This window comes from Nocardioides sp. (genome assembly GCF_029937575.1).
GTDB lineage: Bacteria > Actinomycetota > Actinomycetes > Propionibacteriales > Nocardioidaceae > Nocardioides.
In genome coordinates this window covers 1-15,022 of the sequence record NZ_JAPYPS010000083.1, presented here as the reverse complement: position 1 = coordinate 15,022, position 15,022 = coordinate 1, and the positions used below count along the sequence as shown (strand labels likewise).

General features: G+C 72.7%; 14 protein-coding genes. 7 read left to right on the top strand and 7 right to left on the bottom strand.

Going from position 1 to position 15,022, the window contains the following annotated elements:
• The 4 genes from Q1K33_RS18755 to Q1K33_RS18740 form a co-directional block, all read left to right on the top strand.
• Positions 1–540 (top strand): thiamine pyrophosphate-dependent enzyme (locus tag Q1K33_RS18755; RefSeq protein ID WP_300406271.1); only part of this gene is annotated, 540 nt, incomplete at its 5' end.
• Complete coding sequence (locus tag Q1K33_RS18750) at positions 537–1,547, top strand: alpha-ketoacid dehydrogenase subunit beta (protein ID WP_300406270.1); 1,011 nt, start codon at positions 537–539, stop codon at positions 1,545–1,547. The genes Q1K33_RS18755 and Q1K33_RS18750, both read left to right, overlap by 4 nt.
• 11 nt (positions 1,548–1,558) lie before the next feature.
• Entirely contained in the window at positions 1,559–3,034 is a 1,476-nt protein-coding gene (locus Q1K33_RS18745; RefSeq protein ID WP_300406269.1) for a dihydrolipoamide acetyltransferase family protein, read from the top strand.
• 37 nt (positions 3,035–3,071) lie between these two features.
• Positions 3,072–4,487, top strand: coding sequence for a serine/threonine-protein kinase (locus Q1K33_RS18740; protein ID WP_300406268.1), 1,416 nt, complete (start codon positions 3,072–3,074; stop codon positions 4,485–4,487).
• Here the strand turns inward: Q1K33_RS18740 and Q1K33_RS18735 are convergent, their stop codons facing one another.
• The 6 genes from Q1K33_RS18735 to Q1K33_RS18710 form a co-directional block, all read right to left on the bottom strand.
• Positions 4,488–5,312, bottom strand: a complete 825-nt coding sequence (locus Q1K33_RS18735) for an SDR family oxidoreductase (protein WP_300406267.1) — start codon at positions 5,310–5,312, stop codon at positions 4,488–4,490. It lies immediately after the preceding gene.
• Between the two features lie 121 nt (positions 5,313–5,433).
• Entirely contained in the window at positions 5,434–6,915 is a 1,482-nt protein-coding gene (locus Q1K33_RS18730) for a carboxyl transferase domain-containing protein (RefSeq protein ID WP_300406266.1), read from the bottom strand.
• 19 nt (positions 6,916–6,934) lie between these two features.
• Entirely contained in the window at positions 6,935–7,315 is a 381-nt protein-coding gene (locus tag Q1K33_RS18725) for a hypothetical protein (protein WP_300406265.1), read from the bottom strand.
• Positions 7,316–7,350: 35 nt separating this feature from the next.
• Positions 7,351–8,340 carry an NAD-dependent epimerase/dehydratase family protein gene (locus Q1K33_RS18720; protein ID WP_300406264.1) on the bottom strand — a complete coding sequence of 330 codons (990 nt, stop codon included), beginning with the start codon at positions 8,338–8,340 and terminating at the stop codon, positions 7,351–7,353.
• A gap of 87 nt (positions 8,341–8,427) precedes the next feature.
• A complete protein-coding gene (locus Q1K33_RS18715; RefSeq protein ID WP_300406263.1) occupies positions 8,428–9,897 on the bottom strand; it encodes a M1 family metallopeptidase in 1,470 nt (489 codons plus the stop codon).
• Positions 9,894–10,463 (bottom strand): RNA polymerase sigma factor, encoded by a 570-nt coding sequence (locus Q1K33_RS18710; protein ID WP_300406262.1) that lies wholly within the window; start codon positions 10,461–10,463, stop codon positions 9,894–9,896. The genes Q1K33_RS18715 and Q1K33_RS18710 overlap by 4 nt, the downstream gene beginning before the upstream one ends.
• 54 nt (positions 10,464–10,517) lie before the next feature.
• Here Q1K33_RS18710 and Q1K33_RS18705 point away from each other — a divergent pair, with 54 nt between their 5' ends.
• Entirely contained in the window at positions 10,518–12,062 is a 1,545-nt protein-coding gene (locus Q1K33_RS18705) for a serine/threonine-protein kinase (protein ID WP_300406261.1), read from the top strand.
• A gap of 14 nt (positions 12,063–12,076) precedes the next feature.
• Here the strand turns inward: Q1K33_RS18705 and Q1K33_RS18700 are convergent, their stop codons facing one another.
• Positions 12,077–12,742: a hypothetical protein gene (locus tag Q1K33_RS18700; RefSeq protein WP_300406260.1), complete on the bottom strand. Its 666-nt coding sequence runs from the start codon at positions 12,740–12,742 to the stop codon at positions 12,077–12,079.
• A gap of 54 nt (positions 12,743–12,796) precedes the next feature.
• Between Q1K33_RS18700 and Q1K33_RS18695 the strand changes: the two genes are divergently transcribed.
• Both Q1K33_RS18695 and Q1K33_RS18690 read left to right on the top strand, forming a co-directional pair.
• On the top strand, positions 12,797–13,351 hold the full coding sequence (locus Q1K33_RS18695; protein WP_300406259.1) for a hypothetical protein: 555 nt from the start codon (positions 12,797–12,799) through the stop codon (positions 13,349–13,351).
• A gap of 9 nt (positions 13,352–13,360) precedes the next feature.
• Positions 13,361–14,890 (top strand): amidohydrolase family protein, encoded by a 1,530-nt coding sequence (locus Q1K33_RS18690; protein ID WP_300406258.1) that lies wholly within the window; start codon positions 13,361–13,363, stop codon positions 14,888–14,890.
• The last annotated feature ends 132 nt before the right edge of the window (positions 14,891–15,022 follow it).

Below are 15,022 nucleotides of genomic sequence, written 5' to 3'. Positions count from 1 at the left end.
CCGGTCGTCTTCTTCTGCCAGAACAACCAGTGGGCGATCTCCGAGCCCATCGAGCGTCAGTCCCGGATCCCGCTCTACCAGCGCGCGCTCGGCTTCGGCTTCCCGGGCGTGCGCGTCGACGGCAACGACGTGCTGGCGACGTACGCCGTCACCCAGGCCGCCCTGCAGCGCGCCCGCGACGGCCAGGGCCCCACCCTAGTCGAGGCCTACACCTACCGGATGGGTGCGCACACGACCACCGACGACCCCACCCGCTACCGGCTCTCCGACGACGTCGAGCGCTGGAAGCTCAAGGACCCGATCGCTCGCGTCAAGGTCTGGCTCGACCGCAACGGACTGGCCGACAAGGACTTCTACGAGGGCGTGGCGGCCGAGGCCGACGACCTCGGCCACACGCTGCGCGAGGGGTGCAAGGCGATGCCGGACCCGGATCCGATGTCCATGTTCGACCACGTGTACGCCGACATGCCACCCGAGCTGGTCGCCCAGCGAGACGGCTTCGCCGACTACCTGGCGAGCTTCGAGGAGGCCCGCGCATGAGCACCCAGAGACCCCAGACCCCTCAGAAGATCACCCTCGCCAAGGGCCTCAACATGGGCCTGCGCCGCGCCATGGAGGACGACGACAAGGTCCTGCTCATGGGTGAGGACGTCGGCAAGCTCGGCGGCGTCTTCCGGATCACCGACGGACTGCAGAAGGACTTCGGTGAGGACCGCGTCATCGACTCGCCGCTGGCCGAGTCCGGCATCGTCGGCACCGCCGTGGGTCTGGCGATGCGCGGCTACCGCCCGGTCGTGGAGATCCAGTTCGACGGCTTCGTCTACCCCGCCTACGACCAGATCGTGTGCCAGGTCGCCAAGATCCACTACCGCTCCAAGGGCAAGACGAAGATGCCGATCGTCATCCGGATCCCCTTCGGCGGCGGCATCGGTGCGGTGGAGCACCACAGCGAGTCGCCGGAGGCGCAGTTCGCGCACACGCCCGGCCTCAAGGTCGTGGCCTGCTCCAACCCGGTCGACGGCTACTGGATGATCCAGCAGGCCATCGCCAGCGACGACCCGGTGATCTTCCTCGAGCCCAAGCGGCAGTACCACGCCGACAAGGCCGAGCTGGACGACTCCCTCGCCCTCGGTGACGTCGACCCGCTGCACACGTCGCGGATCGTGCGCGCCGGCGGCGACGTCACCGTGCTCGCCTACGGGCCGACGGTGAAGACCGCCCTGCGCGCGGCCGAGGCCGCCGCCGGCGAGGGTCGCTCGCTCGAGGTGATCGACCTGCGCACCCTGTCGCCGCTCGACATGGCGCCGGTCCACGACTCCGTGCGCCGTACCGGCCGCGCCGTGGTCGTCCACGAGGCGCACGCCAACCTCGGCCTCGGCTCGGAGCTGGCCGCCCGGATCACCGAGGAGTGCTTCTACTCCCTCGAGGCGCCGGTCCTGCGCGTCGGCGGGATGGACACGCCCTATCCGGCCTCGCGGATCGAGGAGGACTTCCTGCCCGACCTCGACCGGGTGCTGGACGCCGTCGACCGCTCGCTCGGATTCTGAGGAGACCTGCCGTGCCCGAGTACAAGCTGCCCGACGTGGGCGAAGGCCTGACCGAGGCCGAGATCGTCACCTGGAAGGTGAAGGTCGGCGACGTGGTCGCCATCAACGACATCGTCGTGGAGATCGAGACCGCCAAGTCGCTGGTCGAGCTGCCCTCGCCGTACGCCGGCGAGGTCACCGCGCTGCTGGTCCCCGAGGGCGAGACCGTCGAGGTCGGCACCCCGATCATCGCGATCGGTGAGCCATCAGTTGGCGCAGTTCCGTCGCCCGCTGCTGCGCCCGCCGACGCGGCGGAGGAGGAGATCGACCTCTCCAACCCGGCGGCCAGTGGTGGCGGCGAGGGCGAGAGTCTGGTGGGGCGCAACAAGGCCGACCGCAGCGCCGTACGACGGGCGCGCAAGGCGGCGCCGGCCCCGGCCACCAAGGCGGCGCTCCAGGGTGCCTTCACTGCTGGTGACGCCGCCGACGAGCCGGTCCTCGAGGAGGCCGACCAGGCCGCGGCGAGCGACGACCTCGAGCCCGCGGTGCCCGCAGCGCCGGCCCGCACGGTCGAGGCGCGCGAGCCGGCCGCCGTACGCGTCCTGGCCAAGCCGCCGGTGCGCAAGCTGGCCAAGGACCTCGGGGTCGACCTCGCGACGATCGAGGCGACGGGGCCGGGTGGGACGATCTCGCGCGGTGACGTGGAGGGGGTTGCCGAGGCGGGCGCGGCTGGTGCCTCGGCTCAGGAGGTTTCGAGGCCGCTCGTTCCTCGCGGCACCTCAACCACCACCGCCAGGGAGCGCGAGACGCGCGAGCCCGTCAAGGGCGTGCGCAAGATGATGGCCGGGGCGATGGTCGACTCGGCCTTCAGCGCTCCGCACGTCACCGAGTGGGTGACGATCGACGCCACCGCGACCGTCGAGCTCGTCGAACGGCTCAAGGCGCGCCGCGAGTTCCGCGACGTCAAGGTCTCGCCGCTGCTGGTCCTGGCCAAGGCCGTGCTGCTCGCGATGCGTCGCGCCCCGGAGATCAACTCCTGGTGGGACGAGGCGGCCCAGGAGGTCGTCTACAAGCACTACGTCAACCTCGGCATCGCCGCCGCGACCCCGCGCGGCCTCGTCGTGCCCAACGTCAAGGACGCCGACCGGCTCTCCCTGGTCGAGCTCGCCGAGGCCCTGGGGGCGCTGACGACAACCGCGCGCGACGGCAGGACCCAGCCGGCCGAGATGGCCGAGGGCACGTTCACGATCACCAACGTGGGCGTCTTCGGGGTCGATGCCGGCACGCCGATCATCAACCCGGGCGAGTCGGCGATCCTGTGCTTCGGGGCGATCAAGAAGCAGCCCTGGGTGGTGACCCGGGACGGCGCCGACGAGATCGCCGTACGACACGTGACGACGCTGGCGCTCAGCTTCGACCACCGTCACGTGGACGGCGAGAAGGGGTCGCGTTTCCTCGCCGATGTTGCGGGCATCCTGGAGGATCCGGGCTCGGCGCTGCTGTTCTGAGTCCGTCCCCCGACCGCGCAGGACAGGAGGCGAGGCCGTGCCCCACGGCTCGACCGGCTTCCCCGAGTCCGGCGCCGACCTGGGCCCGTTCCGCCTCGGCCGCCGGCTCGGCGTGGGCGGGATGGGTGTGGTCTACGAGGCGCTCGACACCCAGCTGGACCGCCGGGTGGCGCTGAAGATCATCACGCCGCACCTGGCCGACGACGACGGCTTCCGGAGGCGGTTCACCCGCGAGGCACGGGCGCAGGCGTCGCTCGACTCGCCCCACGTGGTCGGGGTCCACGCCTTCGGCGAGGCCGAGGGGCGGCTCTACATCGCCTCCCAGCTCATCCCGGACGGGGACCTGGGCCGGATGCTGCACCTGCACGGCGTGCCGCCGGCGCGGGTCGGGCTGCACCTGATCGCGCAGGTCGCCGACGGGCTGGCCGACGCGCACGCCGCCGGCCTCGTGCACCGCGACATCAAGCCGGCCAACGTGCTGCTGCGACGCCGTGACCACGCGCTGCACGCCTACCTGACCGACTTCGGGATCGCGCGACAGGTCGGCGGCTCCGGAGGCGGCGTCGGGGACAGCGTCACCGGGCTGACGCGGGCCGGCGCCGCGGTGGGGACCCCGACGTACATGGCGCCGGAGCTGCACACCGGCGGCGAGGCCGGACCGGCGTGCGACCTCTACTCGCTCGGCTGCCTGCTGTGGACCACGCTGAGCGGAGCTGCGCCGTACGCCGGGGGCACGGACTACCAGGTCGTCTCGGGCCATGTCTCGGGTCCGGTCCCGCAGGTCGAGGCCGCCGGACCGCTCGCGGTCGAGATCAACCGGGTGCTCGGGCTCGCGCTGGCGAAGGACCCCACCGCGCGGCACCCCTCGGCCGCAGCGTTGCGCGACGACCTCAAGCGCGTCGTGCGGCTCCCCGACGACGAGCAGCCGATCCGGCCGGTGCCGGTCTCGGGCGCCGCCGGGGCCGGGGTGACTGCCCCACCGACCCAGCAGTCGCGGCGGTTCTACGCCACGAGCCCGCCGACACCCACGCCGTCGACCAGCCCGGTCTTGCCCGCCCCGCCGATCTCGGGTGCTCTCCCTGCTCGCGCGCGGGCCCGCTCGCGCCCCGCTCGGCTCTGGATCCCGGTGGCGGCCGGGTTGCTCGCGGTGCTGGTGGGCGTCGCGCTCGTCGTGGGGCTTCGCGCCGCGTCCGGAGGGGGCGTGGCGGACGACCCGGACCGCGACGCGCAGGCGGTGGCGGCGTTGAGCGGTGCCTTCGCCGTGCAGGCCGGGGTCGGCCGTGAGGCCGGCGAGTGCATCGCCCAGCGGGTCGTCGACGAGGTGGGTGTCGACGCCCTCATCGATGCCGGCGTCATCGACGAGGAGCTCTCCGTGCTCGAGGAGGACCTGCGGGACCCGGAGCTGATCTCGACCCTGTTCTCGGCGTCGTTCGCGTGCGCAGGCGAGGGCTGATCAGGGCTCGACCGGCCCGACCTCCCAGCCCTCCGGGCTGATCGGGTGCAGGATCGCGTCGGTGCCGCCGTCGATGAACAGGCACGCGCCGACCACCAGCGAGGCGGCGGGTGAGAGCAGGAACGCGATGGGTGCGGCGATCTCCTCGGGACGGCCGTCGCGACCGATGGCGGTGGGGTAGGAGTCGCCCAGCGGACCGAAGACCGGGTCGGCCGCCATCTCGGCAGTCATCGCGGTGGTGACCTTGCCGGGCGCCACCGAGTTGAGTCGGACGCCGGCGCCGATCCACTCCGGCTTCACGCCCTCGCGTCGTGCCCACCACGCCAGCGCGGCCTTGGACGAGGGATAGACCATCACCGCCTCGGTCGTGGCCGCGGTGCTGCGGGCGGCGTCCTCGTCGTCGCGCAGGCACAGGGTGGCGACCTCGGCGTTCCACCCGGGCATCCCGGTGATCGAGTTGGAGGCCAGGAAGACGACCGCCGCGCCGCCCGCCGCAGCCAGCTGGGGCTGCAGGCCGCGCACCAGGGCGATCGCGCCGAAGTAGTTGACCGAGACCACCAGGGCCGGGTCGGTGCCGGTGAACCCCCCGACTCCGGCCGCCGGCACGACGCCGTGCACGACGTCGGTCAGCGCTTGCACGCCCGCGACCGCCTCGGCGCGTCCGACGGGAGTCGCCAGGTCGGCGACGACGTCGATCGACCCGCCGTCCAGTCCGGTCGAGGTGCGATCCACGGTCAGGACCCGGTGGCCCCCGTCGCGCAGGTGGGTGACGGTGGCCGCGCCGATGCCGCTGGCCGCCCCGCTGACGACGTACGTGCGAGTCATGTGGCCACACTAGAACATGTTCTAGCCGCTGGGTGGTCCGGCGGATGTTACTGACCGTGGTGACTACTACCTGACGGTTACAAGCGTCAGGTAGTAGTCACAGCGGTCAGTAACATCCCCCTCAGACGTAGCGCCGCGCCCGGTCCGCGGGCGACCCCGCTCCGGCGCGCAGCAGCGCCGACAGCTCGTGCTCCAGCACGGCGCCCATCCGCTGGCAGAAGGCCTCGGCCTCGTCCGCGGCGTCGGGGCGCTCGGCCACGATCCGGTCGACCACCCCCAGCCGGTGCAGGTCGATCGCGCGCACCTGCTGCTGGCGCGCCATCTCCGGGGCGTGGTCGAGATCGCGGTGCACGATCGCGCTCGCACCCTCGGGCGGCAGCGGCGAGAGCCAGGCGTGCTGGGCGGCGACGACGCGGTCGGCGGGCAGGAACGCCAGTGCCCCGCCGCCGTTGCCCTCGCCCAGCATCAGGCACAGCGTCGGTGCGGGCAGGGAGACCAGCTCGGCCAGGCACCGGGCGATCTCGCCGGCGAGCCCGCCGTTCTCGGCCTCCGGCGACAAGGCCGCCCCCTGCGTGTCGATCACGGTCACCAGCGGGAGCCCGAGCTCGGAGGCGAGCCGGAAGCCGCGGCGCGCCTCCCGGAGCGCCTGCGGACCCATCGGGTGGTCGGCGGTCTGGCCGCGGCGGTCCTGGCCCAGGAAGACGCAGGGCGCCTGTCCGAAACGTGCCAGCGCGATCAGCAGCCCGGGGTCCTGCTCGCCCTGCCCGGTGCCGTTGAGCGGTACGACGTCGCTGGCTGCGTACTTGAGCAGCCGCCGTACGCCGGGTCGGTCCGGGCGCCGCGACCGGGTGACGGCGTCCCAGGTCTCGACGTCCGGGATCTCCTCGACTGGCGGGTCCGGGAGCACGGGGACGCCCGAGCGCGGTGCCATCAGGATGGTCAGCGCACGGTCGAGGATGTCGCCGATCTCGTCGGGGGCGACGACCCCGTCGATGATGCCCATCGCGTAGAGGTTCTCCGAGGTCTGGATGTCGGCAGGGAAGTCCTTGCCGTAGAGCGCCGAGTAGACCCGGGGGCCGAGGAAGCCGACGAGCGCGCCGGGCTCGGCGACGGTGACGTGGCCCAGCGAGCCCCACGACGCCATCACCCCACCGGTCGTGGGGTGGCGCAGGTAGACGAGGTAGGGGAGGCCCGCCGCCTTGTGGGCGGCGACGGCCTGCGAGATCCGCACCATCTGCACGAACGCCGGAGTGCCCTCCTGCATCCGCGTGCCGCCGCTGACGGGTGCGGCGACCAGCGGCAGCCCGGCCTCGGTCGCCCGCTCGATGCCGGCCACGATCCGGTCGGCCGAGGCTCGCCCGATGGAGCCGGCCAGGAAGCCGAACTCGCCGACGAGCACCCCCACGCGGCGTCCATGCAGGCTGGCCTCGCCGGTCAGCACCGACTCGTCCTCGCCACACTTCTCGGCGGCCGCGGCCAGCTCGGCGGCGTACGCCTCGCTGATGCCGTCGCGCACCGGTGGGGTGTCCCACGACGTCCAGGAGTCGTCGTCGAGCACCAGGGAGATCAGGTCGCGCGCGGTGAGCCGCTTCTGGCTGGTCATGGGCGCAGACGCTAGTGCCTCAGACCTCGGTCTCGCGCTGGACGCGCAACGTCGGGACGCCGCCCAGTCCGAGCCGGTAGCGGGTGTGGTCGGGGTAGCGGGCCAGCGTGTCCCACAGCGTGGCGTGCGCCGACCAGGGGAGCGGCTCGGCGCCGGAGTACCACGTGTCGCCGAACGCCACGAAGACCGGCAGCCACTCGGCGGCCAGGTCCCAGGCGCCGCGCTTGGCCTGCACCATCCGGCGCCGGGTCTGGAACGCCAGCCGGGGGCCGTCCTCGCTGATCCCCGACGTCGCGACCGGCCAGACCCACAGGTCGAGAGCCATCAGCTCGAGCTCCAGGTCTCGCACCACCGCGGGGTCGACCAGCACGGTCGCCACGTTCTGATGAGGGCGCCTCATGGCGCCACGCTACCCACGGGTGCGGCCGGGGGTCACTACTTCCGGGTGGTTCGCCACGCGGCCAGGACCCGCTGCTCGTGCTCGCGGGACAGGCCGGTGCGGGCGCCGACGGGGTGCTGGCGTGCCCACGCGAGGGTGTCGCGGGCGGTCTCGGCGACGGGTCGGGTCACCAGTCCGGCGGCGTACGACGGCTCCACGTCGTGGGAGAGCATGCCGTCGTACTCGGGTCGGGGGAGCCAGAGCGGGAGCCCGTCCTCGCCGGCCCAGGGCTGGACGCCGGCGTCGGCGAGGGCGTCGTCGGGGACCCAGGTCAGGACAGCGTCGGAGCTGACTCCGTCCGTGACCTCGGCGAGCAGGTCGCCCACGCCCGTGGCCGGTCCGACGCCGTCGAAGACGCCGCTGGTCCGCTGCTCGGCGCAGGTGACGATCCAGGCCGCGAGGTCGCGTACGTCGATGATCTGCACGACGTCGGTGGGCGCCCCGCCCGCCAGGGTCTCGCCGCCCTCGGCGAGCCGGAGCGGCCAGTAGGTGAACCGCCCGCTGGGGTCTCCCGGACCTGCGACGAGCCCCGGGCGGACGATCGTCGAGGAGGCCGCGCCACTGGCGACCGCGGCCTCGCAGCCGACCTTCATCGCACCGTAGACCTCCGGACCGGACGACGGGTCCTCGTCGGTGTGGACCGCCTCGACGAGCGGGATCGTGCCGGCGCGCCCACCGGGCGTCGCGTTGTCGGCATACACGTTGACGGTCGAGACGAAGACCCAGTGGCTGGCAGGCAGGGCATCGACAGCGGCGCGCACCCAGGACGGGTGCCGGGCGACGTCGACCACGGCGTCGGGCTCGAGCGCGGTGATGGCCGGTGGAGGTGCGCCGGCAGCTCGGTCCCACGCGACCAGCCGCGCGCCCTCCGGCACGGAGCCCGAGGCGCCGCGGCACGCACACGTCACGTCGTGGCCGCGGCGCACGCCCTCGGCGGCGACCGCCGCGGAGAGGAACACCGTGCCACCGAGCACCAGGAGCTTCATGGGGCCACCCTCGTGGCGGCCCACGGCGAGGACAAGGGGGTTCCGCTGTCGGCGGAGGCCGCCCTGCGACGTTGTCAGCCGAGAGCCTCAGCCGGGAGTGGTCGTCCCGAGCAGCCACGCGTCGAAGAAGTCGCCCAGGTCCTCGCCCGACTGTTCCTCGATGTAGCTGACGAAGCCGTCGCGGTCGGCGTTGGCGTTGTCCCGGGAAGCCGGCCAGCCGCGAACGATCTCGAAGAACCGGTCGTCGCCGAGGACGTCTCGCAGCCCGTGCCACATCAGCGCGGGTCCGTAGTAGATGTTGCCCTCACCGAACCGCGTCGGGTCGAAGTCGCCCGGCGGGCCGGCGGCCTCACGCTGCTCGGCCTCGTAGGCGCGGTAGCGATCAAGGAAGGTGTCGAGGGGCGTGCCCTCCTGCTCCGCCTCCCACATCAGCTGGAGGTACATCGCCATGCCCTCGTTCATCCACACGTCGCGCCAGTCCGTCGGCGTGACCTGGTCTCCGTACCAGTGGTGGACGAGCTCGTGGACGACCGTCGCCGGGCTGGTGGCGTAGTCGGTGTCGCCGTAGGTGACCATCGTCTGGGTCTCCATCGCGCTCTCGGAGTCGACCACGACAGCACCGGCGGAGGCGAACGGATAGGGACCGAGGTAGTCCTCCAGGTAGGCCATCGCCTCGGGCGTGGTCGAGAGTCCGTCGAGGTACTGGTCCTCGCCGCGCGGTGTCCAATAGGTGATCGGCACCCCGCCGGGACCTTCGTCGTCGGTGCGCTGGTAGTCGCCGAACGCGAGGGTCACCAGGTAGGACGCGGCCGGGTCGTCCAGGGCGTACGTCGTGGTGGTCGTGGTCCCGTCGTCCTCGCTGGAGGTCTGCAGCCCGTTGGCGATGCCGGTCCAGGGGGAGGGCACGGACAGGGTGAACTCGTAGTAGGCCTTGTCCGACGGGTGGTCGTTGACGGCATACCAGCTGTAGGCCCCGAAGGGCTCCTGCATCGTCCACACCTGGTGCTCGGCGTCGATCGTGAATCCCAGGGAGTCGAAGTCGGCGCGGGTCGTCGGGGCGTCGACGGGACGGGGCGTGCCGGCGTACTCCAGGACGAGCACGTAGCGCTCGTCGGTGACGACCGGCGCCTCGACCACGAGGTCCTTGCCGGTGTGGCTGACCTCGACCGGCTCGCCGTCGAGGGTCGCGCCCGACACCTCGAGCGGTGCCCCGAGGTCGAGCTGGAAGTCGTCGTCGGTCTCGGCCGCGCGCAACGTCAGCGTCTGCGTGCCGGTCAGGGTGTCGGTCGCCGGGTCCCAGTCCAGCTCCAGGTCGTAGTGCAGGGCGTCGACGCCGGGGTCCCCGACGTCGGGGTAGAGCGAGTCCTCCACCGGGGTGCTGAGGGCCTCGTCCAGGTCGGGCAGCGCTGCCTCGGGAGCGCCGGACGACGTGGCGTCGGGTGCGCCGGCACTGCTCGGGGAGGGGCCGGCCGGCGGCGACGCGGCCTCTCCCGAGCTGCCGCACCCGGCGAGGGCCAGGGCGGCCGCGGCGAGGCCGAGCCCGGCCCGCCGCCTCACGAGTCGCCGCGCAGCAGGGGTCGGGCGAGCTTGCGGCCGTGGTGGATCTGGGCCTTGACGGTGCCGAGCGGCACGCCGAGGAGCGTGGCGATTTCGTCGTAGGCCATGCCGTAGACATCGCGCAGCAGCAGCGGCTCGACGTACTGCGGGTGCTCCCGCTCGATCGTCTCCATCGCCTCGAGCAGGTCGAGGCGGGTGCCGGCGATGACGCTGGTGGTGCGGGGGTCTGGTCGCTCGGTGATCGGGCTGTGCTCGAGCGGGTCGGCGGCGGTGGCCTGGTTCTTCATCCGGCGGTACGTCGTGCGCGCGGAGTTGACGGCCACGACGTGGGTCCACGTGGTGAACCGTCCCCGCCCGCCCCAGGAGCCGATCTTGGTGGCGATGTTGATCAGCGCCTCCTGACAGGCGTCCTCGGCGTCGGGGGAGTAGGGCAGGACGCCCTTGCACACGTTGAGGGTGCGCGGACGGATCGCCGTGAGGACGGCGTCCAGGGCCGCCTCGTCGCCGTCCTGGGCGCGGTGCGCCAGGTCGTCGATCTCGTCAGGGGTGACTGCTTCCATGCTCATGGCCTCACCCCTCCCCAAGTCGCAGTCCCTGTGAAACATAATGCAGGGGTGCCCATGCCCAGCCGTCTCGGTCGCTACGCGGTGCGCCGTCGCATCGGTAGCGGCGGTTTCGCGACGGTCTGGCTGGCCTACGACGAGCAGCTCGACGCGCCGGTCGCGGTCAAGGTGCTGGCCGACAACTGGACCGAGGACCACCAGGTCCGCACCCGCTTCATCGAGGAGGGGCGCTACCTGCGCCGCGTCGAGTCGCCCCACGTGGTGAGCGTGTACGACGCCGGCGAGCTGGACGACGGTCGCCCGTACCTCGTCATGTCGTACGCCGACCAGGGCACCCTCGCCGACCGGCTCGAGGTGGCCGGGATGACCGTCACGCAGGCCCTGGAGGTCGTGCGCCAGGTCGGTGCGGGGCTCCAAGCGCTGCACGACCGGGGCATCCTGCACCGCGACGTGAAGCCGGCCAACGTGCTGTTCCGCACCGTCGACGGGGGATCCGGGTCCGCGGGCGGCTCTGACAACGCCGTGCTGCGTGCCATGCTCGGCGACCTCGGGCTCGGCAAGGCGCTCGATGCCTCGTCCCGGCTCACGATGATCGCCGGCACCCCGTCCTTCGTCGCCCCCGAGCAGGCGCAGGGCGAGTCGCCCGAGGCCGCTGCCGACCAGTACTCCCTCGGTGTCCTGGCGTTCCTGCTCCTGGGTGGACGCACCCCCTGGACCCACGCCAGCCTCAACTCGGCCGCCAACCCGCCGCCGCCCCCGCCGCTGTCCACCGAGGCACGCGACTTCCCCGAAGCGGTCGAGGACGTCGTACGGCAGGCGCTCGCGCTGGCGCCCGAGGACCGGTGGCCGTCGGTCACCGACTTCGTGGACGCCCTCACGGCCGCACTCGGCGACGACACGGCGATCCAGGGACTCGAGGGGTTGGGGGTGGGGGCCGGGGCCGGGTGGCTCACCGCCGACCCCGACCTCACTCAGCCCGGCGCCCGGCCGACGCCGGCCCCGGCCTTCGGGCCGCTGCCCGAGCTGGACCTGCCGGCGCCGAAGCGGCGCTGGCCGCGACGGCTCGCGCTGGGAGCGGGCAGCCTCGTCGCCGCTGCCGCGGCCGTCGCGGGCGGGTACGCCGGAGGCCTGGCGCTCGAGGAGCAGCTCGCCGATGCCCCCTCCGACGTCACGGTCGGCGATGACACGGGCACGGTCCGTGTGACGGTGCCACCGGGGTGGGGCGAGGCGCGCTCGACGACGTCGTGGATGCCGCCCAACGTCGGCGAGGGTCGCGAGCTCCCCTCCGTCTCCGTGGGTACGGCGTCGGACTGGGCCACCACCCGGCGGGCGGCCGAGGGCGTCTTCGTCGGCGTGCTGCCCGGCACGGAGCTGCCGGATCAGGTGCCGCAGCACCACGAATGCGACGTGGCCGGCGAGCCGGTCTACTCGACCACCGGCGACAGCGTCACGGTCGTCTACTCGCAGTGCCCCGACGGCCTCGTCGTCGAGCGGGTCATCCAGGTCAACCAGAGCCAGCTGGTGTGGGTACAGATCCGCAGCGAGGACGGTGCCACCGCCAACCGGGTGCTGAGCGGAGTGCAGGTCCTCGGACTCGGCTGAGGCCTTGCCGAGCCTCAGTCGGCTTCCGGCACGTAGGCGCCGGCGACCACACGGTCGATCAGCTCGGTCATCGCGTCCCTGTCGACCTCGCGTCCGTTCATCGCGACGGTGAAGTACGCCGACGAGTTGCCCGGGGCGGTCACGAAACGCTCCATGATGACGCGTTGGTAGCCGCCCACGATGGTGGTGGCCGTGAAGGCGCTCTCGGTCTGTTCCTCGATGATGAGGTTCTCGGAGTTTCCGTCGGTCTCCTGCTGACGCAACGCGAAGATGCGGGAGGACGTCTCGACGCTGGGCGACTTGCGCTCTCCGGCCACGATTCCGATGCGGAGCAAGTAGGTGTTGGGCACCCGGTCGGCGGGTGTGAAGTTCCACTGGGTGCGACCGGACAGCTCCACCCGCTGCCAGCCGTCAGGCACCGGCGCCCGCAGCTTGAAGCCCCCCGCCCTGAACTTCTCCTCGTGGAGGGCCGGGTCGCCGTCGAGAGGTGTGGCGTCCGGGTCGGGCGTCACGTCGTACACGTTGACGGGATAGCTGGGTTGCTCGGCGGGGACTGCCTGGGGGACCGCGAACGTGGCCGGCTCCTCGACGTCCTCCTGCCCGACGACGTACCCGGCGCCGGCGCCGGCGGCCGCGAGCAGGACGAGGGCGAGGAACGCGCCCACAAGTCGCCCGGCCATGGCCCCGACCCTAATTCAGCAGTGCGCCCCGGCACGCACGGGCACACTGGAGGAGTGAGCAGACGGGCGACGGTGCGGCCGACGATGGCCGAGGTGACCTGCTCGCTCCCCGGCGACGACCTCGTCGCCCCGGCGGACGTCGTCATGGACCGTGCCTTCGACCTCTCCGCGCCGCCCCGGGTGGTCTGGCCGTGGTTGGTGCAGCTGGGCAAGCGCCGGGCGGGGTGGTACCTGCCCGAGAGCGTGGAGCGGGTGCTGCCGCGACGTCGGCGTGCCCTGCGCGGCATCGACCCGGCGCTCCAGGTCCACGAGGTCGGCGACGTGATCCCCGACTGGGGCGGCAAGGACGCGACCTTCACGCTGGCGGCGATCGAGCCCGAGGAGCTGCTCCTCTACACCTCGACACGGGGCCGGAGCGACCTGACCTGGTCGGTGAACCTGGACGCAGCCACCGGGTGCGGCACCGGCAGTCGGGTGCACCTGCGCCTGCGGGTGGCGCCCGTGAAGCACCGGCGGGTCACCTGCCTCGTGGGGGGCGGATTCGATCAGGTCACGGTCGCCGGTCTCGCGGCGGGCCTCGAGGAACGGGTGGCTGGGCAGGTCCGTTAGCGTCTGGGCGTGAGCGATCTCCTGCTGCGTGACGTGCGCCTCGTCCCGCTGGTCAACGGCGACGAGACCGGCGAACCCGTGGACGTCCTGGTGGTCGACGGCGACGTCTGCCAGGTCGGCCCCGGCATCGACCCGTCCACCGATCGACGCGCGGCGAGCCACCGGCCGGTCGAGGAGATCGACGGCGCCGGCAGGTGGCTGATCCCCGGACTGTGGGACCAGCACGTGCACTTGGGGCAGTGGGGGCTGTGTCGCGCCCGACTCGACACCACGGGGGTCACGAGCCCCGAGGCCGCCATCGCACTGATCGCCGACAAGGTCGCCGACGAGCCCGGTAAGCCGATCATCGGCTTCGGGCACCGACCCGGTGCCTGGGCGCGTGAGGTGACCGTGAGCGAGCTCGACGAGGTCACCGGGGTCACGCCGGTCATCCTGATCGCCGGCGACGCCCACCACGCCTGGCTGAACAGCGTCGCCCTGGCTGCGCTCGGCCTCGGTGCCCGCGACGACGTCGTCCGCGAGAACGAGTGGTTCGCGGCCTACGAGATCCTCAACAGCCTCACCGGCGACGCCGGGACCTCGCCGGCGGCGTACCGCGACAGCCTCCAGGCGGCCGCGTCCCTCGGGGTGGTCGGCCTCGTCGACTTCGAGTTCTCCGGCGGCGCCGCCGAGTGGATCGAGCGCTGGCACGCCGGGTGCGACCTGATCCGCGTGCGGATGGCGACGTACGCCGACGGGCTCGAGGAGGTCGTCGCCGCCGGGCTGCGCACCGGGAGTCCCCTCATCGACGGCGACGACCGGCTCCTGATGGGCCCGCTGAAGATCATCAGCGACGGCTCGCTCAACACACGTACCGCCTGGTGCTGCGAGCCGTACGCCGACGGGGACCGGCTCGAGCACCCCAACGGCGCCGCCAACCTCGCCCAGCACGAGCTCGTCGCGCTTCTCGCGCGCGCCCACATGAGCGGCATCGAGGTCTCCACCCACGCAATCGGGGACGCCGCGGTGACCGCGGCCCTGGACGCCTACGCCGCCACCGGCGCTCGCGGCGCGATCGAGCACGCCCAGCTCATCGCCCGCTCCGACATCGCCCGTCTGGCCGCCCTCGACATCCGCGCCAGCGTGCAGCCCGCCCACCTGCTCGACGACCGGGACCTGACCGAGCTCATCTGGCCCGGCCGCTCCGAGCGCAGCTTCGCCTTCCGGTGGATGCTCGACGCCGGCGCCACCCTGGTCCTCGGCTCGGACGCGCCGGTCTCCCCGCTCGACCCCTGGCTCGCGATGGCCGCGGCCGTCAGCCGTACCGGCGACGACCGGGACGCCTGGCACGCCGAGCACGCCCTCACCGCCCGCGAGGCCCTCGCGGCGTCCGTGGGCGAGCAGCCGCGGGTGCGCGTCGGGTCCCGCGGAGACCTGGTACTCCTCGACAAGGACCCGCTGGCGTCGTACGACGACCCGCGTGCCACAGCTGCTGCCCTGCGGTCGACGTCGGTCGCGCTGACGGTCGTCGGTGGCGACGTGGTGCACCGGGCGCTCTGACGACTGGGGCTACTCGGGGTCGGTCGCTGTGGTGGGGGCGCTCGGTGGCGCCGCCCTGCTCCTTCGGGTTGCCCCGCGTGGTCGCGGTGGTGGGGCCGCGCGCGTAGCCGACCTGCTCCCGCCGTCAAGGAT

What these genes read in the sequence shown, in the direction of transcription:
- Q1K33_RS18750 (WP_300406270.1), top strand. Translation starts at nt 537, where the DNA reads ATGAGCACCCAGAGACCCCAGACCCCTCAGAAGATCACCCTCGCCAAG.
- Q1K33_RS18705 (WP_300406261.1), top strand. Translation starts at nt 10,518, where the DNA reads ATGCCCAGCCGTCTCGGTCGCTACGCGGTGCGCCGTCGCATCGGTAGC.
- Q1K33_RS18735 (WP_300406267.1), bottom strand. Translation starts at nt 5,312, where the DNA reads ATGACTCGCACGTACGTCGTCAGCGGGGCGGCCAGCGGCATCGGCGCG.
- Q1K33_RS18710 (WP_300406262.1), bottom strand. Translation starts at nt 10,463, where the DNA reads ATGAGCATGGAAGCAGTCACCCCTGACGAGATCGACGACCTGGCGCAC.
- Q1K33_RS18720 (WP_300406264.1), bottom strand. Translation starts at nt 8,340, where the DNA reads ATGAAGCTCCTGGTGCTCGGTGGCACGGTGTTCCTCTCCGCGGCGGTC.
- Q1K33_RS18725 (WP_300406265.1), bottom strand. Translation starts at nt 7,315, where the DNA reads ATGAGGCGCCCTCATCAGAACGTGGCGACCGTGCTGGTCGACCCCGCG.
- Q1K33_RS18730 (WP_300406266.1), bottom strand. Translation starts at nt 6,915, where the DNA reads ATGACCAGCCAGAAGCGGCTCACCGCGCGCGACCTGATCTCCCTGGTG.
- Q1K33_RS18700 (WP_300406260.1), bottom strand. Translation starts at nt 12,742, where the DNA reads ATGGCCGGGCGACTTGTGGGCGCGTTCCTCGCCCTCGTCCTGCTCGCG.